16 protein-coding genes are annotated in these 20,170 nt (G+C 68.5%); 10 read left to right on the top strand and 6 right to left on the bottom strand.

The annotated features are described in order from the left end of the window. Positions 1-48: 48 nt before the first annotated feature. From uvrA to AC4PMY_RS18065, 10 genes are all read left to right on the top strand, one after another. The gene (gene uvrA, locus AC4PMY_RS18110; RefSeq protein WP_491623330.1) at positions 49-2,940 is read left to right on the top strand and encodes an excinuclease ABC subunit UvrA; all 2,892 of its coding nucleotides are present in this window, start codon (positions 49-51) and stop codon (positions 2,938-2,940) included. Position 2,941: 1 nt separating this feature from the next. Beyond that, positions 2,942-4,867: an excinuclease ABC subunit UvrC gene (uvrC, locus tag AC4PMY_RS18105; RefSeq protein WP_079002525.1), complete on the top strand. Its 1,926-nt coding sequence runs from the start codon at positions 2,942-2,944 to the stop codon at positions 4,865-4,867. Between the two features lie 34 nt (positions 4,868-4,901). Further along, positions 4,902-5,783 (top strand): RNase adapter RapZ, encoded by an 882-nt coding sequence (gene rapZ / locus AC4PMY_RS18100; RefSeq protein ID WP_064296920.1) that lies wholly within the window; start codon positions 4,902-4,904, stop codon positions 5,781-5,783. Positions 5,784-5,907: 124 nt separating this feature from the next. After that, positions 5,908-6,885 carry a DNA-binding protein WhiA gene (whiA, locus tag AC4PMY_RS18095; RefSeq protein WP_064296921.1) on the top strand — a complete coding sequence of 326 codons (978 nt, stop codon included), beginning with the start codon at positions 5,908-5,910 and terminating at the stop codon, positions 6,883-6,885. Positions 6,886-7,040: 155 nt separating this feature from the next. Then, positions 7,041-7,667: a superoxide dismutase gene (locus tag AC4PMY_RS18090; protein WP_064296922.1), complete on the top strand. Its 627-nt coding sequence runs from the start codon at positions 7,041-7,043 to the stop codon at positions 7,665-7,667. A 124-nt stretch (positions 7,668-7,791) separates the two neighbouring features. Continuing rightward, positions 7,792-8,799: a type I glyceraldehyde-3-phosphate dehydrogenase gene (gap, locus tag AC4PMY_RS18085; protein WP_064296923.1), complete on the top strand. Its 1,008-nt coding sequence runs from the start codon at positions 7,792-7,794 to the stop codon at positions 8,797-8,799. Positions 8,800-8,935: 136 nt separating this feature from the next. Next, on the top strand, positions 8,936-10,153 hold the full coding sequence (locus AC4PMY_RS18080) for a phosphoglycerate kinase (RefSeq protein ID WP_064296924.1): 1,218 nt from the start codon (positions 8,936-8,938) through the stop codon (positions 10,151-10,153). Next, positions 10,141-10,944 carry a triose-phosphate isomerase gene (tpiA, locus tag AC4PMY_RS18075; protein ID WP_491623329.1) on the top strand — a complete coding sequence of 268 codons (804 nt, stop codon included), beginning with the start codon at positions 10,141-10,143 and terminating at the stop codon, positions 10,942-10,944. The genes AC4PMY_RS18080 and tpiA overlap by 13 nt, the downstream gene beginning before the upstream one ends. 135 nt (positions 10,945-11,079) lie before the next feature. After that, positions 11,080-11,328: a preprotein translocase subunit SecG gene (secG, locus tag AC4PMY_RS18070; RefSeq protein ID WP_056005661.1), complete on the top strand. Its 249-nt coding sequence runs from the start codon at positions 11,080-11,082 to the stop codon at positions 11,326-11,328. Positions 11,329-11,414: 86 nt separating this feature from the next. Continuing rightward, entirely contained in the window at positions 11,415-11,777 is a 363-nt protein-coding gene (locus AC4PMY_RS18065) for an RNA polymerase-binding protein RbpA (RefSeq protein ID WP_064296926.1), read from the top strand. Positions 11,778-11,860: 83 nt separating this feature from the next. Here the strand turns inward: AC4PMY_RS18065 and pgl are convergent, their stop codons facing one another. From pgl to tkt, 6 genes are read right to left on the bottom strand one after another with little or no spacing between them, the layout of a single operon-like run. Further along, positions 11,861-12,649 (bottom strand): 6-phosphogluconolactonase, encoded by a 789-nt coding sequence (gene pgl / locus AC4PMY_RS18060; RefSeq protein WP_064296927.1) that lies wholly within the window; start codon positions 12,647-12,649, stop codon positions 11,861-11,863. After that, positions 12,649-13,611 (bottom strand): glucose-6-phosphate dehydrogenase assembly protein OpcA, encoded by a 963-nt coding sequence (locus AC4PMY_RS18055; RefSeq protein ID WP_064296928.1) that lies wholly within the window; start codon positions 13,609-13,611, stop codon positions 12,649-12,651. Before AC4PMY_RS18055 ends, pgl begins: the two co-directional genes overlap by 1 nt. Next, positions 13,608-15,152 carry a glucose-6-phosphate dehydrogenase gene (gene zwf / locus AC4PMY_RS18050; RefSeq protein WP_064296929.1) on the bottom strand — a complete coding sequence of 515 codons (1,545 nt, stop codon included), beginning with the start codon at positions 15,150-15,152 and terminating at the stop codon, positions 13,608-13,610. Before zwf ends, AC4PMY_RS18055 begins: the two co-directional genes overlap by 4 nt. A gap of 23 nt (positions 15,153-15,175) precedes the next feature. Then, positions 15,176-16,789, bottom strand: a complete 1,614-nt coding sequence (locus AC4PMY_RS18045) for a phosphoglucose isomerase-related protein (RefSeq protein ID WP_064296930.1) — start codon at positions 16,787-16,789, stop codon at positions 15,176-15,178. Further along, positions 16,786-17,895: a transaldolase gene (gene tal, locus AC4PMY_RS18040; RefSeq protein WP_491623328.1), complete on the bottom strand. Its 1,110-nt coding sequence runs from the start codon at positions 17,893-17,895 to the stop codon at positions 16,786-16,788. The genes AC4PMY_RS18045 and tal overlap by 4 nt, the downstream gene beginning before the upstream one ends. A gap of 24 nt (positions 17,896-17,919) precedes the next feature. Next, the gene (tkt, locus tag AC4PMY_RS18035; RefSeq protein ID WP_064296932.1) at positions 17,920-20,010 is read right to left on the bottom strand and encodes a transketolase; all 2,091 of its coding nucleotides are present in this window, start codon (positions 20,008-20,010) and stop codon (positions 17,920-17,922) included. Positions 20,011-20,170: the final 160 nt, after the last annotated feature.

Raw genomic sequence — 20,170 nt, 5'->3', positions numbered from 1 at the left:
GACACCGCTCGGGAGTCCGGTGTCGGTGGTGCTGCGTAGACTCGAAGGGTGTCAATTGCCAAGGTAGATCACCACTCCACGCTCAGCGTCCGCGGTGCCCGCGTCCACAATCTTCAGAACGTCGACCTCGAGATCCCACGCGACTCGCTCGTCGTCTTCACGGGTCTTTCGGGCTCGGGGAAGTCCTCGCTCGCCTTCGACACGATCTTCGCCGAGGGCCAGCGACGCTACGTCGAGTCGCTCTCGGCGTACGCCCGCCAGTTCCTCGGTCAGGTCGACCGCCCGGACGTCGACTTCATCGAGGGCCTGAGCCCTGCGGTCTCGATCGACCAGAAGTCCACGAACCGCAACCCGCGGTCGACCGTCGGGACGATCACCGAGGTCTACGACTACATGCGGCTGCTCTGGGCGCGCATCGGCGTCCCGCACTGCCCGGTCTGCGGCGAGGTCATCCAACGCCAGACGGTGCAGCAGATCGCCGACCAGCTGATGGAGCTCGAGGAGCGACGCCGGTACCAGATCGTCGCCCCCGTTGTGAGCCAGAAGAAGGGCGAGTTCGTCGACCTCTTCAAGGAGCTCTCGGCCAAGGGCTTCGCCCGTGCCATCGTCGACGGGGAGGCGATCCAGCTGGCGGAGCCGCCGACGCTCAAGAAGCAGGTCAAGCACGACATCGCGGTCGTCGTCGACCGCCTCGTCGCCGGGCCCGAGATCCTCGGCCGCCTGACCGACTCCCTCGAGACGGCACTGCAGCTCACCGACGGCCTCGTGACGATCAACTTCGTCGACGAGGAGGGCGACGACGCCTGGCGCACCTTCTCCGAGAAGCTCTCATGCCCGAACAACCACCCGCTGCAGCTGACCGAGATCGAGCCGCGGACGTTCTCGTTCAACGCCCCGTTCGGTGCCTGCCCGGAGTGCTCCGGCCTCGGCACGCGCATGTCGGTCGACGCGGAGCTGCTCCTCGGCGACGAGGAGCTCAGCATCAACGAGGGCGTCATCGTGCCCTGGACCACGCAGGGCAAGGGGCTCTACCAGTACTACGAGAAGCTGCTCGACGGGCTGGCCCGCGACCTCAACTTCTCGCTCGACACCCCCTGGCGCGACCTGCCCTCCAAGGTCCAGGAGGCGGTGCTCCGCGGCGACAACTTCAAGGTCAAGGTCAAGTGGAAGAACCGCTTCGGCCGTGAGATGAGCTACTCCTCGGGCTTCGAGGGTGTCATCCCGTACATCGAGCGGCAGTACCTCCAGGCCGACACCGACAGCCAACGGGTGCGGTGGTCGGAGTACCTGCGCGAAGTCCCGTGCCAGGTCTGCGGCGGTCGTCGCCTGAAGCCCGAGGTGCTCTCGGTCCTGATCCACGAGCACAGCATCGCGGAGGTCGCCGAGCTGAGCCTCTCCGACGCCCGGAAGTTCATGGACCGCCTCGAACTGAGCGACCGCGAGGCCCACATCGCGGCGCAGGTGCTCCGTGAGATCAAGGTGCGCCTCGACTTCCTCATCCAGGTCGGGCTCAACTACCTCGACCTGGCCAGGACCGCCGGCTCCCTCTCGGGTGGTGAGGCGCAGCGCATCCGCCTCGCGACGCAGATCGGTTCGGGCCTCACCGGCGTGCTCTACGTCCTCGACGAACCGAGCATCGGCCTGCACCAGCGCGACAACCGCCGACTCATCGAGACCCTCGTCGCCCTCCGCGACCTCGGCAACACGCTGATCGTCGTCGAGCACGACGAGGACACCATCCGTACCGCCGACTGGATCGTCGACATCGGTCCCGGCGCGGGCGTCAACGGCGGCCGTGTCGTGCACTCCGGATCGTACGAGGCGCTCGAGGCCAACACCGAGTCCCTCACCGGGGACTACCTCTCCGGCCGCAAGGCCATCGAGATCCCGGCGAAGCGTCGCCCGATCGACACGAAGCGTCAGATCCAGGTGATCGGAGCGCAGGCGAACAACCTGAAGAAGGTCAGCGCGGACTTCCCGCTCGGAGTCCTCACCGCCGTCACCGGCGTGAGCGGCTCCGGGAAGTCCTCGCTGGTCAACGACGTCCTGTACCGGGTCCTGGCGAACAAGCTGAACGGCGCGCGCAAGCTGCCCGGCAAGCACACCAGGGTGACGGGTCTGGAGCACCTCGACAAGGTGATCCACGTCGACCAGGCGCCCATCGGCCGCACCCCGCGTTCGAACCCCGCCACGTACACCGGCGTCTTCGACAAGATCCGCAACCTCTTCGCGGAGACGCAGGAGGCCAAGGTCCGCGGGTACCTCGCCGGACGGTTCAGCTTCAACGTCAAGGGCGGCCGCTGTGAGGCCTGCTCCGGCGACGGCACGATCAAGATCGAGATGAACTTCCTGCCCGACGTCTACGTGGCCTGCGAGGTGTGCGGGGGAGCGCGGTACAACCGCGACACCCTGACCATCCACTACAAGGGCAAGAACATCGCCGAGGTGCTCGACATGCCGATCGCCGAGGCTGCCGACTTCTTCGAGCCGATCTCCTCGATCCACCGGTTCCTGAAGACGCTCGTCGAGGTCGGCCTGGGCTATGTCCGTCTCGGCCAGAGCGCCACGACCCTGTCCGGCGGCGAAGCCCAACGCGTCAAGCTCGCGACGGAGCTGCAGCGGCGGAGCAACGGGCGCAGCGTCTACGTCCTCGACGAGCCGACCACGGGTCTGCACTTCGAAGACGTCCGGAAGCTGCTGCTCGTCCTCGGCGGGCTCGTCGACAAGGGCAACACGGTCATCGTGATCGAGCACAACCTCGACGTCATCAAGTCCGCCGACTGGCTCATCGACATGGGCCCCGAGGGTGGAGCCGGTGGCGGGACGGTCCTCGCCACCGGAACACCCGAGCACCTCGCGACGGTCCCCGGCAGCCACACGGGCTTCTTCCTGAACGAACTGTTCGAGGCAGAGGCCGGCGGCAGCCGCAAGGCGGGCTGACGTGGCGGCCGTCCGCGGCGGAAGTGGTCTGGCGTACCGGCCGAAGGCGGGGGAGATCCCCACCATGCCCGGCGTGTACCGCTTCAGCGACGACTCGGGCCGGGTGCTCTACGTCGGCAAGGCGATGAACCTCCGGGCGAGGCTCAGCAACTACTTCGCGCCCCTGCACACCCTCCACGAGCGCACGCGCCGCATGGTGACGACCGCGACCGGGGTCACCTGGACGACGGTCGGCAGCGACGTCGAGGCGCTGCAGCTCGAGTACACGTGGATCAAGGAGTACGACCCGCCGTTCAACGTGAAGTTCCGCGACGACAAGTCGTACCCGTACCTCGCGGTCACCCTCGGTGACGAGGCGCCGCGCGTCATGGTCACCCGGAACACCCGGATCCCGGGGGCCAAGTACTTCGGCCCGTACCCGAAGATCTGGGCCGTCCACGACACGGTCGACCTCATGATCAAGGTCTTCCCGATCCGCACCTGCTCCGACTCGGCGTACAAGCGGGCCATGGCCTCGGGGAAGCCCTGTTTCCCCGGGCAGATCGGGCGGTGCGGAGGGCCGTGCTCCGGCAAGGTCACCATCGAGGAACACCGCGCGATCGTCGACGACTTCGTCTCGTTCATGGTCGGCAACGACCGCCGGTTCACGACGCGCATCACCGCCGACATGAAGGCCGCCGCGGCCCGCCAGGACTACGAGTCCGCGGCCGTCTACCGGGATCAGCTCCAGGCGCTCGACCAGGTGCTCGCGAAGAGCGCGGTCGTCCTGCGCGACGCCGTGGACGCCGACCTGTTCGGCATCGACCACGACGAGCTCGCCGCGTCGGTGCAGCAGTTCATCGTCCGTGGCGGCCGCATCCGCGGTGTGCGGTCGTGGACCGTCGACAAGGAGCTCGACATGTCGACCGCCGAGCTCGTCGACAGCGTCGTCCAACGGGTGTACGCCGCCGCGAGCGGGACCGAGGTCCCGAGAGAGGTGCTCGTCCCGGAACTGCCGGACGACGCCGAGAGCCTCGAGGACTGGCTGGCCGAACGCCGCGGCTCGAAGGTCGCCCTCCGCGTCGCCCAGCGCGGCGAGAAGGCGACGCTCATGGAGACCGCGGTCGTCAACGCCAAGCAGGCCCTCATGCTCTACAAGACCCGGCGCAGCTCCGACTTCGTGGCCAGGACGCAGGCGCTCGAGGACATCCGCGATGCGCTCGGGATGCCCGAGGCGCCGCTGCGGATCGAGTGCTTCGACGTGTCGCACCTGAGCGGTACCAACATCGTGGCGTCGATGGTGGTCTTCGAGGACGGGCTGTCCCGGAAAGACGAGTACCGTCGCTTCGGCGTCGCCGAGTCCACCGACGACACCGACTCGATCTACCAGGTCGTCTCCCGGCGACTCGCACACCTCACGTCGTCCGAGCCCGTCGAGACGGTCGACGAGACCACGGGGGAGCGCAAGCGCCGGAAGTTCACCTATCCGCCGCAGCTCCTCATCGTCGACGGCGGGCAACCGCAGGTCGCCGCCGCCGCGCGTGCGCTGGAGGAGTCCGGCCTGACCGGGATCACCCTGTGCGGACTGGCGAAGCGACTGGAGGAGATCTGGTTGCCCGAGGACCCGTATCCGGTGATCCTGCCGCGGGGGAGCGAAGCGCTGTTCCTCCTCCAGCGGGTCCGCGACGAGGCGCACCGGTTCGCCATCAGCTTCCAGCGCCAGAAGCGGAAGCGCGACATCTCGACCGTCCTCGGCGAGATCCCCGGGCTCGGTCCGGCGAAGGTCCGCGAGCTGCTCAAGCACTTCGGATCCGTCGCGCGCCTGAAGACCGCGACGCCGGCCGAGATCACCGAGGTCAAGGGCATCGGCGACAAACTGGCGGCCACGGTGCACGAGGCGTTGACCTCCGGCTCCGCACAGCCCTCGCAGGCCTCGCGGAATGGGTAGGCTGGGACTTCAGACCTTCGAGGAAAGCGTGTCGATGACCCCGGGCCAGCCGCAGCACCAGCAGGAAGTCCTCATCGTCACGGGGATGTCCGGCGCCGGACGCTCCACCGTCGCGAACGCGCTCGAGGATCTCGGCTGGTACGTCGTCGACAACCTGCCCCCGCAGATGCTCCGTCCCCTCGTCGACCTCGCCGAGCGCGCCGGATCACGTCTGCCGCGGATCGCCGCGGTGGTCGACGTCCGGGGCCGCGACTTCTTCAGCGAGTTGCAGGAGATCGTGCCGGCGCTCCGGGGCGGGACGCACCTCCGCATGATCTTCCTGGAGGCGACCGACGCGGCGCTCGTCCGCCGGTTCGAAGCCGTCCGCAGGCCGCACCCGCTGCAGGGCGAGGGCACGATCCTCGACGGCATCGTGGCGGAGCGTCACCGACTGAGCGAGATCCGTGAGTCGAGTGACGTCATCATCGACACGAGCGACCTCAACATCCACCAGCTCGCCACGACCACGCGTGAGCTCTTCGCCGGCGCGGAGACACCGGGTGTCCAGGTCACCGTGCTGAGCTTCGGGTTCAAGTACGGCCTGCCGCCTGATGCGGACCTCGTCGCCGACATGCGGTTCCTCCCGAACCCGTTCTGGGTTCCGGAGCTGCGTGCGTTGAGCGGTCAGGACCCCGAGGTCAGCGAGTACGTGCTCTCGCAGACCGGAGCCGCCGAGTTCCTCGAGAGCTATGCCCACGCCCTCGAGCCCGTCCTCGCGGGGTACCAGCGTGAGAACAAGCGTCACGTCACCATCGCCGTCGGCTGCACGGGGGGCAAGCACCGCTCGGTCGCGGTCGCCCTCGAGCTCGCCGACCGACTGCGGAACCAGTCCGGCGTCGCCGTGCACGTCCGGCACCGAGACCTCGGGCGCGAATGACGCCCACGGGCCCGACGCAGCCGCGGCGGAGCCCGAACGGTCCGAGGCACTACGCCTCCGGATCGCGAACATGCAGGATCGACGCCGCACTCCGACGGCGCGATCACGACAGATAGGAACCACCGTGGCCCTCACCGCCGACGTCAAGAACGAACTGGCGCTCGTCCGCGAGACCCGCAACTCGGTCCGAGCGGCCGAGCTCGCGTCCCTGCTCCGCTTCTCCGGCGGACTCCACACGATCTCCGGACGCGTGGCGATCGAAGCCGAACTCGACAGTCCGACCCTCGCCCAGCGGGTGCGTCGCGACATCGGCGAGCTCTACGGGATCCGCAGCGAGATCCTGGTGCAGAACCCCGGCAGCTCGGGCAAACCGAGCCTGTTCGTGGTGCGCGTCATCGAGGGAGGCGAGACCCTCGCCCGACAGACCGGACTCCTCGACGCACGACGGCGTGCGGTCCGCGGGCTGCCGAACCGGCTGACCACCGGGTCGCGCGACGAACTCGCCGCCGTCTGGCGGGGAGCGTTCCTCGCCACCGGGTCCCTCACCGACCCCGGCCGATCTGCGTCGCTCGACGTCGTGTGCCCCGGTAACGAGTCCGCGATGGCGCTCGTCGGTGCCGCCGGCCGCATCGGTGTCTCCGCGAAGGCGCGGGAGGTCCGCGGCATCCACCGGGTCGTCATCCGCGAGGGCGACGCGATCAGCGGCATGCTGTCGCTCATGGGTGCCACCGGCACCGTCACCTCCTGGGAGGAGATGCGGCAGCGCAAGGAGGTCCGGGCGACCGCGAACCGCCTCGTCAACTTCGACGACGCCAACCTTCGCCGCTCCGCCCAGGCGGCCGTGGCGGCCTGCGCGCGCGTCGAGCGCGCCCTCGAGATCCTGGGCGACGAGGTCCCCGACCACCTGCAGTACGCCGGTGCCCTGCGCCTCGACCACCGTGAGGCCAGCCTCGACGAACTGGGCCACTTCGCCGACCCTCCGATGACGAAGGACGCCATCGCCGGCCGCATCCGGCGCCTGCTCGCCATGGCGGACAAGCACGCGAGCGATCTCGGCATCCCGGGCACGGACGCCAACCTCCCGGCGGATTACGAGGACTGAACCAGCTCGTGAATCCTCGCCGACCCGCCATCGTCGCGGTTCGTCATGCTGGGAACAAGCCCCGACCCCCGACGGTTGCCGCTCACTAGACTGGGTGATGACGCTCAGAGCCGTGTGCAGACAGCGCACGGGACAACACGAGGAGATCACGAAGAATGGCTGTTTACTCACTGCCCGAATTGCCGTACGACTACAGTGCGCTCGAGCCGCACATCAGTGCGACCATCACCGAGCTCCACCACGACAAGCACCACGCCACCTACGTGGCCGGTGCGAACACGGCCCTCGAGAAGCTCGCTGAGGCCCGCGACGCCAACGACTTCACGAACGTCAACAAGCTCGAGAAGGACCTCGCGTTCAACCTCGGCGGTCACGTCAACCACACCATCTGGTGGAACAACCTCTCCCCGGACGGCGGCGACAAGCCGACCGGCGAGCTCGAGTCGGCCGTCGACGAGTACTTCGGCAGCTTCGACAAGTTCCAGGCGCACTTCACCGCCGCGGCGCTCGGCGTGCAGGGATCCGGATGGGCCGCGCTCACCTGGGACACCCTCGGTCAGCGCATCAACATCCAGCAGTTCTTCGACCAGCAGGGCAACTTCCCGGCCGGTACCGTCCCGCTGCTGCTGCTCGACGTCTGGGAGCACGCCTACTACCTCGACTACAAGAACGTCCGCGCCGACTACGTCAAGGCGTTCTGGAACATCGTCAACTGGGCCGACGTCCAGGCACGCTTCGAGGTCGCGCGCAAGCAGACCAACGGCCTGCTGGTACTGTCGTAGTTGACCGGTCCGTCCCGGTCCCACGGGCCGGGACGGACCACCTTCCTCCTCACTCGGGGAGGGCGCTCACTCCGAGCAGACCGTACAATCGCGCCGTCTGGCGCCTCAGTATCAGGAGTCATCTGTGTCCGTCAAGATCGGCATCAACGGCTTCGGCCGCATCGGCCGCAACTTCTTCCGCGCCGCCCTCGCCAAGGGCAGCGACCTCGAGATCGTCGCTGTCAACGACCTCACCGACAACAAGGCGCTCGCCCACCTCCTGAAGTACGACTCCATCACGGGTCGTCTGGACGCCACGGTCGAGCTCGACGGCGACAAGATCATCGTCAACGGCAAGCCCATCATCGTGCTCGCGGAGCGCGACCCCGCCGACCTCCCCTGGGGCGAGCTCGGCGTCGACATCGTCATCGAGTCGACCGGTCGCTTCACGAAGTCCGACGACGCCCGCAAGCACATCACCGCCGGCGCCAAGAAGGTCCTCGTGTCGGCTCCCGCCACGGGCAGCGACGTCGCCACGATCGTCCTCGGCGTCAACGAGGGCACCTACGACGCCGCGACGCACGACATCATCTCGAACGCGTCCTGCACGACGAACTGCCTCGCGCCGCTCGCCAAGGTCCTGCTCGACAACTTCGGCATCGAGCGTGGCCTCATGACCACGGTCCACGCCTACACCGCCGACCAGAACCTGCAGGACGGCCCGCACAGCGACCTCCGTCGTGCACGCGCCGCCGCCGTCAACATCATCCCGACCTCCACCGGTGCAGCCAAGGCACTCGGCCTGGTCATCCCGGAGCTCGTCGGCAAGCTCGACGGCTACGCCCTGCGCGTCCCGGTCCCGACCGGTTCGATCACCGACCTCACGGTCGAGCTGACCAACCCGGCCACGGTCGAGGAGATCAACGCCGCGTACAAGGCCGCCGCCGAGGGCCCCCTCAAGGGCATCCTGAAGTACACCGAGGACCCGATCGTCTCGAGCGACATCGTGACCGACCCGCACTCCTCGATCTTCGACGCCGGCCTCACCAAGGTCATCGGCTCGCAGGTCAAGGTCGCCTCGTGGTACGACAACGAGTGGGGCTACTCGAACCGCCTCGTCGACCTCACCGAGTACGTCGCGGACCGCCTCTAACCAACCGGCTGTCTGCCGCACTCCTCACCCGAGCAGCCAGACACCGTATGGTCCGAACGGGCGTCCTGAATCATCTTCAGGGCGCCCGTTCGGCTTCGTCGGTGGTCGTGGCTCAGCGCAGAGAAAGACCCTCCTCATGACCCTTCGCACCCTCGACTCGCTGGGCGACCTCAGCGGTCGCCGAGCCGTCGTCCGCCTCGACCTCAACGTCCCGCTGAAGGACGGCGTCATCACCGACGACGGCCGCATCCGCGCGGCACTCCCCACCCTCAACGCGCTCATCAACCAGGGTGCGCGTGTCGTCATCGTCTCGCACCTCGGCCGGCCCGACGGTACACCCGACGCGAAGTACAGCCTTGCGCCCGTCGCGCAGCGGTTGTCCGAACTCCTCGGCAAGCCCGTGACCTTCGCCGCCGACACCGTCGGCAGTGCCGCGACCGACGCCGTCGCCGCACAGACCGACGGCGACGTCGTGCTGCTCGAGAACCTGCGCTTCAACTCCGCCGAGACCAGCAAGGACGCCGGCGAACGCGAGGCGTTCGCCGCCAAGCTCGCCGCGTTCGGCGACGTCGTCGTCTCCGACGGCTTCGGTGTCGTCCACCGGAAGCAGGCGAGCGTGTACGAGCTCGCCAAGCTGCTCCCGAGCGCTGCCGGACTGCTCATCGCCGCTGAGCTCGAGGTCCTCGACCGTCTCACCGAGACCCCGGAGCGCCCCTACACGGTCGTCCTCGGCGGCTCGAAGGTGTCCGACAAACTGGGCGTCATCGGCCATCTGCTGCCGCGCGTCGACTCGCTGCTCATCGGCGGTGGCATGCTGTTCACCTTCCTCGCCGCCCAGGGGCACGCCGTCGGTTCGAGCCTGCTCGAAGCGGACCAGATCGAGACCGTCCGCGGGTACCTCGCGAAGGCCGACGAGCTCGGCGTGACGATCGTCCTGCCGACCGACGTCGTCGTCGCCTCGGCGTTCGGCGCCGACGCCGAGCACGTCGTGCGCCCGGCCGACGCCATCGAGGACACCCCGTTCGGTGCCGCAGGGCTCGGACTCGACATCGGACCGGACACGGCTGCAGCGTTCGCCGAGATCGTCGCCGCGTCCAAGACGGTGTTCTGGAACGGCCCGATGGGCGTGTTCGAACTCGCGCCCTTCGCCGCCGGTACGCGCGCGGTCGCTGAAGCACTCACCCGCACGGACGGCCTGAGCGTCGTCGGTGGCGGTGACTCGGCCGCAGCGGTTCGTGCGCTCGGCTTCGATGATGACCAGTTCGGTCACATCTCAACTGGTGGCGGCGCCAGCCTCGAGTTCCTCGAGGGCAAGCGTCTGCCTGGACTGGAGGTCCTCGGATGGCAGCAGTAACCTCCGGGCGCACGCGTGTGCCCCTGATCGCCGGCAACTGGAAGCTCAACCTGGACCACCTCCAGGCGATCGCGCTCGTCCAGAAGCTCGATTGGACGCTCAAGGACGGCAAGCACGACTACGCCGACGCCGAGGTGGCCATCTTCCCGCCGTTCACGGACCTCCGCTCGGTCCAGACGATCGTCGCCGCCGACAAGCTCAAGCTGGCCTACGGCGCGCAGGACCTGTCGCAGCACGACGCTGGCGCCTACACCGGTGAGATCTCCGGAGCGTTCCTCGCGAAGCTCGACTGCCGCTACGTGCTCGTCGGACACTCCGAGCGCCGCACCCTGCACAACGAGACCGACGAGGTCGTCCAGGCGAAGGCGGCCGCAGCCGTGCGACACGGCCTCGTCCCCGTCATCTGCATCGGTGAGACCGCCGAAGACCTCGAGGAACACGGCCCGTCGGCCGTCCCCGTGGCGCAGCTCAAGGCTGCCATCGACGGACTCGCATCGGACGCGGACATCGTCGTCGCCTACGAGCCGGTGTGGGCCATCGGTTCCGGTCAGGCGGCGACGCCCGACCAGGCGCAGCAGGTCGCAGCCGCTCTCCGCAGCACGCTCGCCGAGGTCCTCGGCGATGAGGCGGCGCAGCGCACGCGGATCCTCTACGGCGGTTCGGTGAAGGCCTCGAACATCGCCGGCTTCATGCGCGAACCCGACGTCGACGGTGCCCTCGTCGGCGGTGCGAGCCTGCTCGCCGACGAGTTCGCCGGGATCGCCCGCTTCTCGCAGCACGTCGGACTCTGACCGACCTGCTGCACCAGCAGTACCGACACGGCTCGGCCCGCGGCACCAGCCGCGGGCCGAGCCGTGTCCGCTGAACCGTCGAGGTATACTGGACGGCGGTTCAGCCCCTCTGAACGCGAATGCGAAAGGTCTCACGTGGAGATTCTCCAGGTCATCCTGCAGGTGCTGCTCGGCATCACCAGCCTCCTGCTCACCTTCCTGATCCTGCTGCACAAGGGCCGCGGCGGCGGTCTGTCCGACATGTTCGGCGGCGGCTCCTCCAGCAACCTCGGTTCGTCAGGGGTCGCCGAGCGCAACCTCAACCGCTTCACCGTCATCCTCGGCCTGACCTGGGGCGCCTGCATCGTCGTGATCGGGCTCCTGACGAAGTTCGCCGCCGCCTAGACCGGCCGCGAAGCCCCGATCCCGGGGACGCAACTCGACGCACCACACCCGAACCACTCTCGACAGTACGAGAAAGAGGAAACACCATGGCATCAGGCGGAAGCGCTATCAGGGGATCACGCGTCGGCGCCGGTCCCATGGGCGAGCAGGACCACGGCTACCACGCGGACCGCATCGCCATCTCCTACTGGGACGCCCTCGGCAACGAGACGGTCCGCCACTTCGCGGCGAACGTCCCCGACGAGGAGATCCCCGAGACGATCGACTGCCCGACGTCCGGTCTGCCGGCCGGTCGCGACAAGGCGAACCCGCCGGAGGTCGCGAAGCTCGAGCCGTACAAGACTCACCTCGCCTACGTGAAGGAACGGCGCACGGAGGAAGAAGCCGAGCAGCTGCTCGAAGAAGCACTCCAGCAGCTCCGTGCACGCCGCGGTACGGCAGCGAAGTAACCAGGACCACAAATGCGGAAAGGCCGTTCCCCTCGGGGAACGGCCTTTCTGCATGCTGGCACCGGCTCGGCGGCCGGCCTCTGCTAGTACTCCGGCAGGATCAACGAATCTGGGACCTCGGCGGCAGCATCCTGGTCGACGAAGAACACCGTCCGTTTGCGTCCCTTGGCCCCGGCGGCGGGGACCTCGTTGTAGCTGGCACCCGCGAGGGCGAGGCCGAGTGCCGACGCCTTGTCGGTGCCGGCGAGGACGAGCCAGACCCGCACGGAGGAGTTGATGGCCGGCCGCGTCAGGCTGAGTCGTTCCGACGGCGGCTTGGGGGAGTTCCGCACCGGGACCACCGAGGTGTCGGTGACCGAGACCTCGGCCCGCTCCGGGAAGAGCGACGCGACGTGACCGTCGGGACCGACACCCAGGAACGTGATGTCGAACCGGGGGTGGTCCTCGCCGGGTCGCGCGAACCGACGGAGCTCGTCCGCGTACCGCACCGCAGCGGCGTCGAGGTCGATGCCGTCCTCCGGCGCCGGGTATCCGTGCACGTGTTCGGCGACGAGGCCACGCTCCGGAAGCGCCAGCAGAGCTTCCAGCAAGGCCTCCCGTGCCTGCAACTCGTTCCGATCGGCGTCGTCCCGAGCGACCCAGCGCTCGTCTCCCCACCAGAGGTGCACCCGGGACCAGTCCACCCGGTCGCGGTCCTTCGACGCCGCCACGGCGGCGAGCGTCCCCGTGCCGACCGTCCCGCCGGTCAGGACGACGTGGACCGTCTCCTGCGACTCGAGCAGTTCACGGGTTCGGGACAGGAACCGCTTGGCGACCGAGGTCGTCAGCTGGTCGCGGTCCTGATAGACGAGGACGCGTCGCTCGGTCGGCATCAGCTGGTCCGAGCGCGGAGCGTGACCGGCTCGCCGAGGCCGGGGAGGCCCACGGTGATGACCTGTCCGTACAAGACGTCCGGGTCGAGCGTGCGGAGTTCCTCGGCGAGGCAGTCGCGCAGACTGCGACGGGGGAGCGAGAGGTCGTGCGTCGGCTGTCCGGGCTGGATCAGCGTCGCGATGTCGGGAACGGGTCGCTCGAGGACGACGTTGCCGGACGCCCGCGTGAGGCGGACACCGTGGATGCCGCTCGACCCGTGGGCCATGCTGAGCTCGTGGGTCACGTCGACCTGCAACTGCAACTGGAGCCAGGCGGCGAGCAGCTCGGTCGACGGGGAGTCCGATGCTCCGGACACCTCGATCGCCGTGACGGGCTCGTACGGCGGCTGGTCGAGCACCGCCGCGAGCTGGGCACGCCAGAGCGTGAGCCTGGTCCATGCGAAGTCCGTGTCTCCGGGGGCGTAGTTCGCCGCGCGACCGCGGAGCGCGGCGTGGGTGTCCGCCGCCGCGGACGCGTCGGTGATACGACGCTGGGCGATGCGGCCGATCGGTGACGTCGAGACGCGTTCGGGTGCCTCACCGGGCCACCAGGCGACGACGGGTGCGTCGGGCAGGAGCAGACCGGTCACGAGGCTCTCCTCGTTCTCGGCCACCGCACCGTAGGCGCGGAGGATGACCACCTCGCTCGCTCCGGCGTCGCCGCCGACGCGGATCTGGGCATCGAGCCGGTCGCCGATGGAGGACTGCTGGTCGTCGTGCTCCGTGGAGAGGACGATGACCCGCATGGGGTGCTCGCGGGAGGCCTCGTTGGCGGCCTCGATGGCTTCCTCCTCGGCTCCGAGCCGCGTCGAGATCACCAGGGTGAGCACGCGACCCAGGGCGACGGCGCCGCCGTCCTCGCGGATGGTCACGAGCGCCTTCGAGAGCTTGCTCGTGGTCGTGTCTGGCAGGTCTACGATCATGGTCGTCTCCAGGTGCGTCCGTCGCGGTTCATGAGGTCGTCGGCCGAGGAGGGGCCCCAGGTGCCGGGAGCGTACTGCTCGAGCGGCGTGTCCTGAGCGGCCCAGTACTCCTCGATCGGGTCGAGGATCTTCCAGGAGAGCTCGACCTCCTCGTGACGGGGGAAGAGGGGCGGGTCGCCCAGCAGGACGTCGAGGATGAGACGTTCGTACGCCTCGGGACTCGCCTCGGTGAAGGCGTGGCCGTAGCCGAAGTCCATGGTGACGTCGCGGACCTGGGTGCCGGCACCCGGGACCTTCGAACCGAAGCGGATGGTGACACCCTCGTCGGGCTGGACGCGGATGACCAAGGCGTTCTGGCCGAGCGCCGAGGTCTGGCTCTCCGCGAACAGGTACTGCGGAGCACGCTTGAAGACGACCGCGATCTCGGTGACGCGGCGTCCGAGGCGCTTCCCGGCACGCAGGTAGAACGGCACGCCGGCCCACCGACGCGTGTTGATGTCGAGCCGCATGGCCGCGTAGGTCTCGGTCGTCGACTCCGGGTTCATCCCGTCCTCGTCGAGGAAGCCCAGCACGTGCTCGCCACCCTGCCAACCACCGGCGTACTGCCCACGGGCCGTCGCGGCCCCGAGGTCGTCGGGGAGGCGGACGGCCGCGAGGACCTTCTCCTTCTCAGCGCGCAGGTCTGCCGCGTTGAAGGAGATCGGCTCCTCCATCGCCGTGAGGGCGAGGAGCTGCAGCAGGTGGTTCTGGATGACGTCGCGCGCCGCTCCGATGCCGTCGTAGTACCCGGCACGACCGCCGACGCCGATGTCCTCGGCCATGGTGATCTGCACGTGGTCGACGTAATTGGCGTTCCAGATGGGCTCGTACAGCTGGTTCGCGAACCGGAGCGCCAGGATGTTCTGGACGGTCTCCTTGCCGAGATAGTGGTCGATCCGGAAGATCGAGTCCGACGGGAAGACCGACTGCACGATGTCGTTCAGCTCGCGAGCCGTCTTGAGGTCGCTGCCGAACGGCTTCTCGATGACCACCCGGCGCCACTGACCGTCAGCGGGCTCCGCGAGTCCCGAGCGACGGAGCTGCTCGGTGACCTGCGGGAAGGCCTTCGGCGGGATCGAGAGGTAGAACGCGTGGTTGCCCATCGTCCCGCGATCCGCATCGAGCTCCTCGATGGTCTCCTTCAGCTTCTCGAACGCCGCGTCGTCACCGAATTCACCGGGGACGAACCGGATGCCCTGGGCGAGCTGGTTCCAGACGTCCTCGCGGAACTCGGTCCGGGCGTACTGCTTGACGGATTCGTGGACGACCTCCATGAAGTCCTGGTCCTCCCAGTCCCGTCGGGCGAACCCGACGAGTGAGAAGCCAGGGGGCAGGAGGCCCCGGTTCGCCAGGTCGTACACGGCCGGCATCAGCTTCTTGCGGGACAGGTCACCTGTCACGCCGAAGATGATGAGGCCGCTCGGACCGGCGATCCGATTGAGGCGTCGGTCGGTGTCCACCCGCAGCGGGTTGGACTCCGGGGTGATTTCCACCGGGGACATGAAGCTCCTTGTGCAGTGACGCGCTAGTCGTTGACGGCGTCGAAGAGGGTGACGATGTTCTGGTCCGGCGACGTGAGCGTCAGCGTGAGGACCGGACGACCGTGCTCGGCGAGGACGCGGGCGTCGCCGCCCGCCTGGGCCTCGATGAGCTGGCCGAAGGTGAACGGGCGCTCGGGGATCTCCAGGTCGACGGGGGCCGTCTCGGTGATCTGCAGGAACACGCCGTTCGCGGGGCCGCCCTTGTGGTACTGACCCGTCGAGTGCAGGAAGCGGGGACCCCACCCGAAGGTCGTGGGTCGTGCCGCCTTCGCCGCGACGAGGTCGCGGATGCTCTCGAGCTGCGGGGAGGCGAGACGGTCGACGTAGCCCTGGATCGCGACGTACCCGTCGGAGGGCAGCTGCGCGAGCAGTGCCTCGACGGCGCCGGACAGGGTGGTCACGCCGTCGAGGAGACCGGCAGAGCCGCGGACCTCGACACCGTCGGCGACGAAGGCGGGTGCCTCGGGCTCCGGACGGTTGTCGAGCAGCCCACGGGTGGCGACCTTCGCGGACTCGACGTCCGGCTGGTCGAACGGGTCGATGCCGATGAGGCGCCCGGCGACGACGGTCGCGTACTCCCACACCAGCATCATCGCGCCGAGGCTGCCGCTGACGAGGATCTCGCCCTCGTGGCGGTCGTGGCGCAGCAGGTGGAACTCGTGGGCATCGTCGACGATGCGGACGATCTGGAGGTCGGCCGGCTTCGACTCGAGCTCGGGAGCGAGCGGGTTGAGCACGACAGGCAGCAGACCGCGACCGGACTTGCCGGTCGATTCGGCGATGAGCTGTTCGGCCCAGTCCGGGAATCCGACGATGTGCGTCCCGTCGGTGATGAGACCGACCTTGTCGCGCAGCGGAACGGTGCCGCCGATCGCCGCGCCCAGGATGAGACCCGGGTTCGAAGCGTCGTCGATCGCGAGTTCACCGAGTACCGCGTCGGCCTCGTCGAGCAGCGCGCCGATGTCGACACCGGCCAGACCGGACGGCACGAGACCGAAGGCGGTGAGCGCACTGTAGCGACCGCCGACGTTGGGGTCGGCGTTGAAGACCCGGTAGCCGGCCTCGTTCGCCGCCGCCTCGAGCGGGGAGCCCGGGTCGGTGACGATGACGATGCGGCCGGCGGGGTCGATCCCCGCAGCCGTGAACGCGGCCTCGTAGGCACGGCGCTGACTGTCGGTCTCGACCGTGGAGCCGGACTTCGAGGAGACGACGAGCACGGAGGTCTCGAGGCGGTCCGCCAGGGCCGCGAGGACCTGACCGGGAGCGGTCGAGTCGAGGACGGTCAGGTTGCCGCCCAGCGTGTTCGTGATGACCTCGGGTGCGAGCGAGGAACCGCCCATGCCCGCGAGCACGATGTGGTCGATGCCCTCGTCGTTGAACTGCTCACGGAGCGCGAGGATCGGCTCGACCAGCGGGCGGGAGATGGAGACCGCCTGGACCCAGCCGAGGCGCTTGGACGCCTCGGCCTCGGCCGCAGGACCCCACAGCGTGGGGTCCTGGTCCGTGATGCGCGACGCGACGAGGTCGCTGACGAGGGTCGGGACCACCGATGCGACAGCGGCCTCCGCCGCGCCGCTCACGCGGATCTTGAAGCTCACTTGGAGGCCTCCAAAGCCGTCTTCACGGTCTCGAGCAGCTCGTCCCAGGACACGATGAACTTCTCGACGCCCTCACGCTCGAGCAGCGCCGTCACCTCGTCGTAGGACACGCCGAGTGCGGCGATGGCGTCGAGGACCTCGTTCGCAGCCGCGTAAGAGCCGGTGACGGTGTCGCCGGTGATGACGCCGTGGTCGAAGGTCGCCTCGAGAGTCTTCTCCGGCATGGTGTTGACCACGCCGTCGGCGACGAGCTCGGTCACGTAGAGCGTGTCGGGGAGGTCGGCGGACTTGACGCCCGTCGAGGCCCAGAGCGGACGCTGCTTGTTGGCGCCGGCCTCGAGGAGCGCGGTGGCACGCTCGCTCGCGAACTCCTGCTCGAAGACCTGGTAGGCGAGCTGGGCGTTCGCGACGCCGGCCTTGCTCTTCAGCGCGGTCGCCTCGGGGCTGCCGATCGCGTCGAGACGCTTGTCGATCTCGGTGTCGACCCGCGACACGAAGAACGAGGCGACCGAGTGGATCGTCGAGAGGTCGTGGCCCGCGGCCTTCGCCTGCTCGAGACCGGTGAGGAACGCGTTGATGACCTCGCGGTAGCGGGTGAGGCTGAAGATCAACGTGACGTTGACGCTGATGCCGGCGCCGATGACGGCGGTGATGGCCTCGAGGCCCTCGACCGTCGCGGGGATCTTGATCATCGCGTTGGGCTGGTTGACCTTGGCCCAGAGCTGCTTGGCCTGCTCGATCGTCGCGGCGGCGTCGTGCGCGAAGCCCGGCTCGACCTCGATCGACACGCGGCCGTCGTACCCGTTCGAGGCGTCGTAGACGCCACGGAAGATCTTCGATGCAGCAGCCACGTCGTCGGTGGTGATCTCGAAGACCGCCTCGGTGACGTCCTTGCCGTCGGCGGCGAGCTGGGCGACCTGCTCGGCGTAGACGTCGCCGTTGCTGAGCGCGGACGCGAAGATCGTCGGGTTCGTCGTGACACCGACGACGTTGCGGTCGGCGATGAGCTGCTCCAGCCCACCGGACTGGATGCGTCCGCGGGAGAGGTCGTCGAGCCAGATGCTGACGCCGGCGGCGGACAGCTGGGCGGTTGGGGTTTCAGTCATGTTCTTCTGTCTCCTTCGCCCGGGCTACTTGCCGAGCGTCTCGTGTGCTGCGGAGACGACTGCCTCCGTGGTGATGCCGAACTCGCGGAACAGCGTCTTGTAGTCGGCGGACGCACCGAAGTGCTCGATCGACACGGTCCGGCCGGCGTCGCCGACGATGCTCTTCCAGGTCAGCCCGAGACCCGCTTCGACGGAGACGCGTGCGGTGACGGCCTTCGGGAGGACGGACTCGCGGTACTCGGCGGACTGCTCCTCGAACCACTCCAGTGCGGGCACCGAGACGACGCGGGCGTTGACGCCCTCGCCGCGCAGGACCTCGCGGGCCTCGACGGCGAGCTGGAGCTCGGAGCCCGTCGCGATGAGGATGACGTCCGGCGTTCCACCCGGCGCCTCGGCGAGGATGTACGCACCCTTGGCGACGTTCGACGCTGCAGCGAAGGTCTCGCCGGTGGCGTCGCCCGTGCCGCGCTCGAACACCGGGATGTTCTGACGGGTCAGCGCGATGCCGGTCGGGCCGCCGCGACGCTTGAGGATCTCGAGCCAGGCATAGGCCACCTCGTTCGCGTCACCCGGTCGCACGACGGCGAGGTTCGGGATGGCACGGAGCGAGGCGAGCTGCTCGATCGGCTGGTGGGTGGGGCCGTCCTCACCGAGGGCGACGGAGTCGTGGGTCCATACGAAGATGGACGGCACGTTCATGAGCGCGGCGAGACGGACGGCCGGACGCATGTAGTCGCTGAAGATGAGGAAGGTGCCACCGAACGCGCGGGTCGGGCCGTGCAGGACGATGCCGTTGAGGATCGCGGCCATGGCGTGCTCGCGGATGCCGAAGTGCAGGACGCGACCGTAGGGGTTCCCGGTCCACTCGTGGGTGGAGTGCTCGCTCGGGATGAACGACGCACCGCCCTCGATCGTCGTGTTGTTCGACTCGGCGAGGTCGGCCGAACCGCCCCACAGCTCGGGGATGACCGGGCCGAGCGCGTTGAGCACCTTGCCGGATGCGGCGCGGGTCGAGACGTCCTTGCCGGCCTCGAACACGGGCAGCGCCGACTCGACACCCTCGGGGAGTTCGCCGGCCTCGAGACGCTCGAGCAGCGCAGCGCGCTCCGGGTTGGCCGCGGCCCAGGCGTCGAACGTCTGCTGCCACTCGGCACGTGCCTCGGCACCGCGGTCGATCGCCTTGCGGGTGTGCTCGATGACCTCGTCGGCGACGAAGAAGTTCTGCTCGGGGTCGAAGCCGAGCACCTCCTTGACGGCCGCGAGCTCCTCGGCGCCCAGCGCCGAACCGTGGATCTTGCCGGAGTTCTGCTTCTTGGGAGCCGGCCATCCGATGATGGTCTTCAGGATGATGAGCGACGGCTTGTCGGTCTCGGCCTTCGCCGCCTCGATCGCGTCGTTGAGCGCATGGACGTCCTCGACGTACTCGCCGGTCTTCTTCCAGTCGACGACCTGGACGTGCCAGTGGTAGGCCTCGTAGCGGGCCTTGACGTCCTCGGTGAAGGCGATGTTGGTGTCGTCCTCGATCGAGATCTGGTTGGAGTCGTAGATCGCGATGAGGTTGCCGAGCTGCTGGTGACCGGCGAGCGAGGAGGCCTCGCTCGTGACGCCTTCCTGCAGGTCGCCGTCGCCGGCGATGACGTAGACGAAGTGGTCGAACGGGCTCGTGCCGGCCTCGGCCTCGGGGTCGAACAGGCCACGCTCGAAGCGGGACGCGTACGCGAAGCCCACGGCGGAGGCGAGCCCCTGGCCGAGCGGACCGGTGGTGATCTCGACGCCGTCGGTGTGGCCGTACTCCGGGTGACCAGGCGTGAGCGAGCCCCAGGTGCGGAGCGCCTCGAGGTCGGAGAGTTCCAGACCGTAGCCGCCCAGGTAGAGCTGGACGTACTGGGTCAGCGAGCTGTGCCCGACCGACAGGACGAAGCGGTCGCGTCCGAGCCAGTCCTGGTCCTTCGGATCGCGTCGCATGACCTTCTGGAACAGCAGGTAGGCGGCGGGGGCGAGACTCATCGCCGTTCCCGGGTGGCCGTTGCCGACCTTCTCCACCGCGTCGGCGGCGAGGATGCGCGCCGTGTCGACTGCTTTGCTGTCAATGCTTTCCCACTGCAGATCTGCCACTGAATACTGACCCTTCTCATCGGAACAGGAGGCCGACGAGCGGTCGAGCCTTCTTCTGTGCGTTCGCGGCCCACGTCGTCTTCGGCGTCCGAGCACACGACACCGCTCTTCGAACTGGGTGAAGGGGGGCGCACGCGTGCACAGTGGCTGGCGAGCACTT

This window comes from Plantibacter sp. MDV22-iso1, assembly GCF_058408345.1.
Note: the sequence above shows the minus strand (reverse complement) of the source record. Positions and strands in the feature narration are given on the sequence as shown.